This is a genomic window from Nocardia tenerifensis NBRC 101015, from assembly GCF_000308715.1.
Classification (GTDB): domain Bacteria; phylum Actinomycetota; class Actinomycetes; order Mycobacteriales; family Mycobacteriaceae; genus Nocardia; species Nocardia tenerifensis.
Genome location: NZ_BAGH01000497.1, coordinates 1 through 3899, shown reverse-complemented (window position 1 = coordinate 3899; position 3899 = coordinate 1). Strand labels below are relative to the sequence as shown.

The 3899-nt window shown below is 72.1% G+C and carries 1 protein-coding gene; it reads left to right on the top strand.

The genetic code is table 11. The features are described 5' to 3' along the window. Positions 1–34: 34 nt before the first annotated feature. A partial coding sequence (locus ON39_RS48285) for an SDR family NAD(P)-dependent oxidoreductase (RefSeq protein ID WP_306307555.1) occupies positions 35–3899 on the top strand: 3865 nt, incomplete at its 3' end.

Below are 3899 nucleotides of genomic sequence, written 5' to 3'. Positions count from 1 at the left end.
CGTTGCCGGGCAACGACAATCGCTCGAGCGACTCCTGACGACGCTCGAGCGCGACGGGATACGGGTCCGCCGCATCCAAGTCGACTACGCTTCACATACACCCGACGTGGAGATCATCCGGGCCGAACTCGCCACGGCGCTGGCACCCGTGGCCCCGCGCCCTGGCCGCATCGCGTTCTACTCCACCGTCACCGGCACGCGACTGGACGGCACCGAACTCACCGCCGACTACTGGTACCGCAACCTACGCCAGCCGGTGCTCTTCCACCCCACGGTGCAGGCCCTGGTGGCCGACGGGCACACCACTTTCATCGAACCGAGCCCACACCCGGCACTCATCGCGCCCATCCAGGAAAGCGCCGGCGCCGTCGTCGGCATCGGTACCTTGCGCCGCGACGACGGCACGCTCGCCAGGCTGCTCACCGCCGCGGCGCAGGCCTGGACCACGGGCATCGCCATCGACTGGACCGCGCTGCTCCCGGCGGCACGACGAATTCCGCTGCCCACCTACCCCTTCCAGCGCACACGCTATTGGCTCGACGCGCCCGCGACCGTCGGCGCGGATGTCGCGACCGCTGGCCAACGCGCGCTGACCCATCCGCTGCTCGCCGCGCGAATCGATCAGCCCGACGGGTCGGAGGTCCTGCTCACCGGCCGGATCGGCGTCGATACCCAGCCGTGGCTGACCGAGCACGCCGTGGCCGGTGTGCCCCTGCTGCCGGGTAGCGCCATGCTCGAGGTGGCCGTCCGGGCCGGTGACGAGGTGGGCTGCGATCTCGTGGCGGAGCTCACGCTCATCGCCCCGCTGCCGATTCCGGAGCGCGGCGGCGTACAGCTGCGCGTGCGGCTACGCCCCGACGGCTCGGGACGGCACACGATGACCGTGCACGCCAGAGCCGAGGACGCGCTCGAATCCGACCCGTGGACGTTGCACGCCGGCGCGGTCCTCGCGCGACGGCACGCCCCGGCCACCACCGCGTCCGGCGCGTGGCCGCCCGACGGCGCGGTCCGCGTGCCGATCGACTCCGGGTACGAACGCTTCGCCCGCCACGGCTACCGGTACGGCCCGGCCTTTCGCGGGCTCCGATCGGTCTGGCGTACCGCGACGGATATGTTCGCCGAGATCGCCCTGCCCGAGCAACACCGCACGGCCGCGGCGGAGTTCGCGCTGCATCCGGCGCTGCTCGACGCCGCGACCCAAACCGTCCTGCTCACCGATGACACGCCGTCGGTGCTGCCCTTCGAGTGGCGGAACTTCGCGGTGTACGCCACCGGGGCGACCGCGGCCAGGGTCCGGCTGCACCGGGTCGGTCCGACCGAGGTGCGGCTGCTGATCACCGACACCGCGGGGCGGCCGATCGCCGAGGCCGAAGCGCTGATCCTGCGCGCGGTCGAGCTCGCCGAGATCAGTCGCCTGCACAGTGGCCGAGGCGACTCGTTGCTGCGGGTCGAATGGCGCGAGTTCACCCCCGCAGCGGTGGTGCCCGCGGATCTCGTCTCGCACGTCGACGTCGTGGACGCCGCCGATCTCACCGAGCTGGCCGCCGACTACGACCGGGACGACGGCGAGCTGCCCTCGCTCGTCTTCGCCAGGCTCGATCTGCGCGCCGACGAGTCCGCGCGGCCATCGGCCGCGATCGCGCACCGCGAGGCGGTGCACGCACTGGAGTTGCTGCAGACCTGGCTCGCCGAGCCGCTGTTCGGCGAATCCCAGCTGGTGCTGGTCACCGAGCACGCCGTGCGGGCGCTGCCCGACGATCCGGCGGGCACGCGGCACGCCGCGGTGTGGGGCATGGTGCGCACGGCGCAGACCGAGCACCCGGACCGCTTCGTGCTCGCCGACGTCGACGGCACCGAAGATTCGGCGCAGATGCTGGCGTTCGCGGCGATCAGCGGAGAACCGCAGCTCGCGGTACGGCACGGTAAACCGTTGTTGCCCAGGCTCGTTCGGGAGATCCCGGTCGAACCCACCGAGCAGGCTCCCGATCGGGACGGCACCGTGCTGATCACCGGCGGCACCGGAACGCTCGGCCGGCTGCTGGCCAGGCACCTGGTGACCCAGCACGGGGTGCGCCGCCTGCTCCTGGTCAGCAGGCAGGGCCACGCGGCGCCGGGCGGCGCCGAGCTGCTCACCGAACTCCGGGCGGTCGGCGCGAATGCGGAGATCGTCGGCTGCGATGTCGCCGATCGGCGGGCCCTGCGCGCCGTGTTCGAGGACGCTGCCGCTACGCACCCCGTCACGGCGGTAATCCACGCAGCCGGGGTACTCGCGGACGGGGTGGTCGAGGCGCTGACGCCGGCGCGGCTGTACGAGGTGCTGCGGCCGAAGGTCGACGCCGCGGTCAACCTGCACGAGTTGACGAACGACTACGACGTGCGCCGATTCGTCCTTTTCTCCTCTGCCGCAGGCATATTCGGCTCCGCAGGCCAGGCGGGGTACGCGGCGGCGAACGCATTCCTCGACGCGCTGGCCGACTATCGCAGGCGCCTCGGCGCCCCGGCGGTGTCGCTGGCGTGGGGCCTCTGGGCCGAGCGCAGCGCCTTGACCGGCGAGCTGTCGGACACCGATCTGCGCCGACTGGCCGACCTGGGCGTCGGCGCGATGAGTACGGAATCCGCGCTGGCGCTGTTCGACACCGCATGGCGCGGCGCGGCGGAGGCGACGCTTGTTCCGCTTCGGCTCGACACCGCGGCCCTGGCCGACTCCGCGCGGCCGATCCCCCCGCTGCTGCGTGAACTCGTTCGGGTACCGGTCCGGCGAGCGGTGGTGCGGCCCGAGCCGGCCGTGCATCCGCTGGCCGACCTGCCCGCCGACCGCCGCGCGGGCGTCCTGCTCGACCTGGTTCGGTCGCGGGCGGCCGCCGCGCTGGGCCATGCCTCGGCCGAGAATGTGCCAGCGGCGCGCGCATTCCGCGACCTCGGCTTCGACTCGCTGGCCGGCATCGACCTGCGCAACCGGCTCAATGCCGCGACCGGACTGCGTTTGCCCGCCACGGTCGTCTTCGACCATCCGACGCCGTCCGCCCTCGCCGCGCACCTCGAAGGGGCGTTGTACGGGCATCGGGAGGAGACGCCCACCGTCGTCGCGACCGAGCGGGCGGGCGAGGATCCGGTGGTCATCGTCGCGATGAGTTGCCGGTTTCCCGGCGGGAGCGATTCCCCGGAAGCGTTCTGGCAGTTCATCTCCGAAGCGGGGGATGCCGTCGCGGCCATGCCGTCCGACCGGGGCTGGGACCCCGAGGCCATGTACGACGCCACCGGGGCGAGGCCGGGATCGGTGACTGCCACCGAGGGCGCGTTCCTGTACGACGCGGCGGAGTTCGATCCGGACTTCTTCGGGATATCACCGCGTGAGGCGATGGCGATGGATCCCCAGCAGCGGCTGCTGCTGGAAACCTCGTGGGAGGCCTTCGAACGCGCGGGGATCGACCCGTTATCGTTGCGCGGCAGCCGGACCGGAGTTTTCGCGGGCGTGATGTACCACGATTACGGCGCGCGGTTGACCGAGGTGCCCGCCGAGGTCGAGGGCTACCTGATCAACGGCAGCGCGGGCAGCATCGCCTCCGGCCGCATCGCCTACACGCTCGGGCTAGAGGGTCCCGCGGTCACCGTCGACACCGCGTGCTCGTCGTCGCTGGTCGCCCTGCACCTCGCCGCGCAGGCACTGCGCACCGGTGAGTGCACGATGGCGCTCGCCGGTGGCGTCACGGTGATGGCGACGCCCGCGCCGTTCGTGGAGTTCAGTCGGCAGCGCGGGCTCGCCGCGGACGGGCGCTGCAAACCCTTCGCGGATGCGGCCGACGGCACCGGATGGGGCGAAGGTGCCGGAATACTTCTGCTGGAACGTCTTTCGGACGCGCGGAGGAACGGGCACCCGGTCTTGGCGGTCGTCCGCGGTT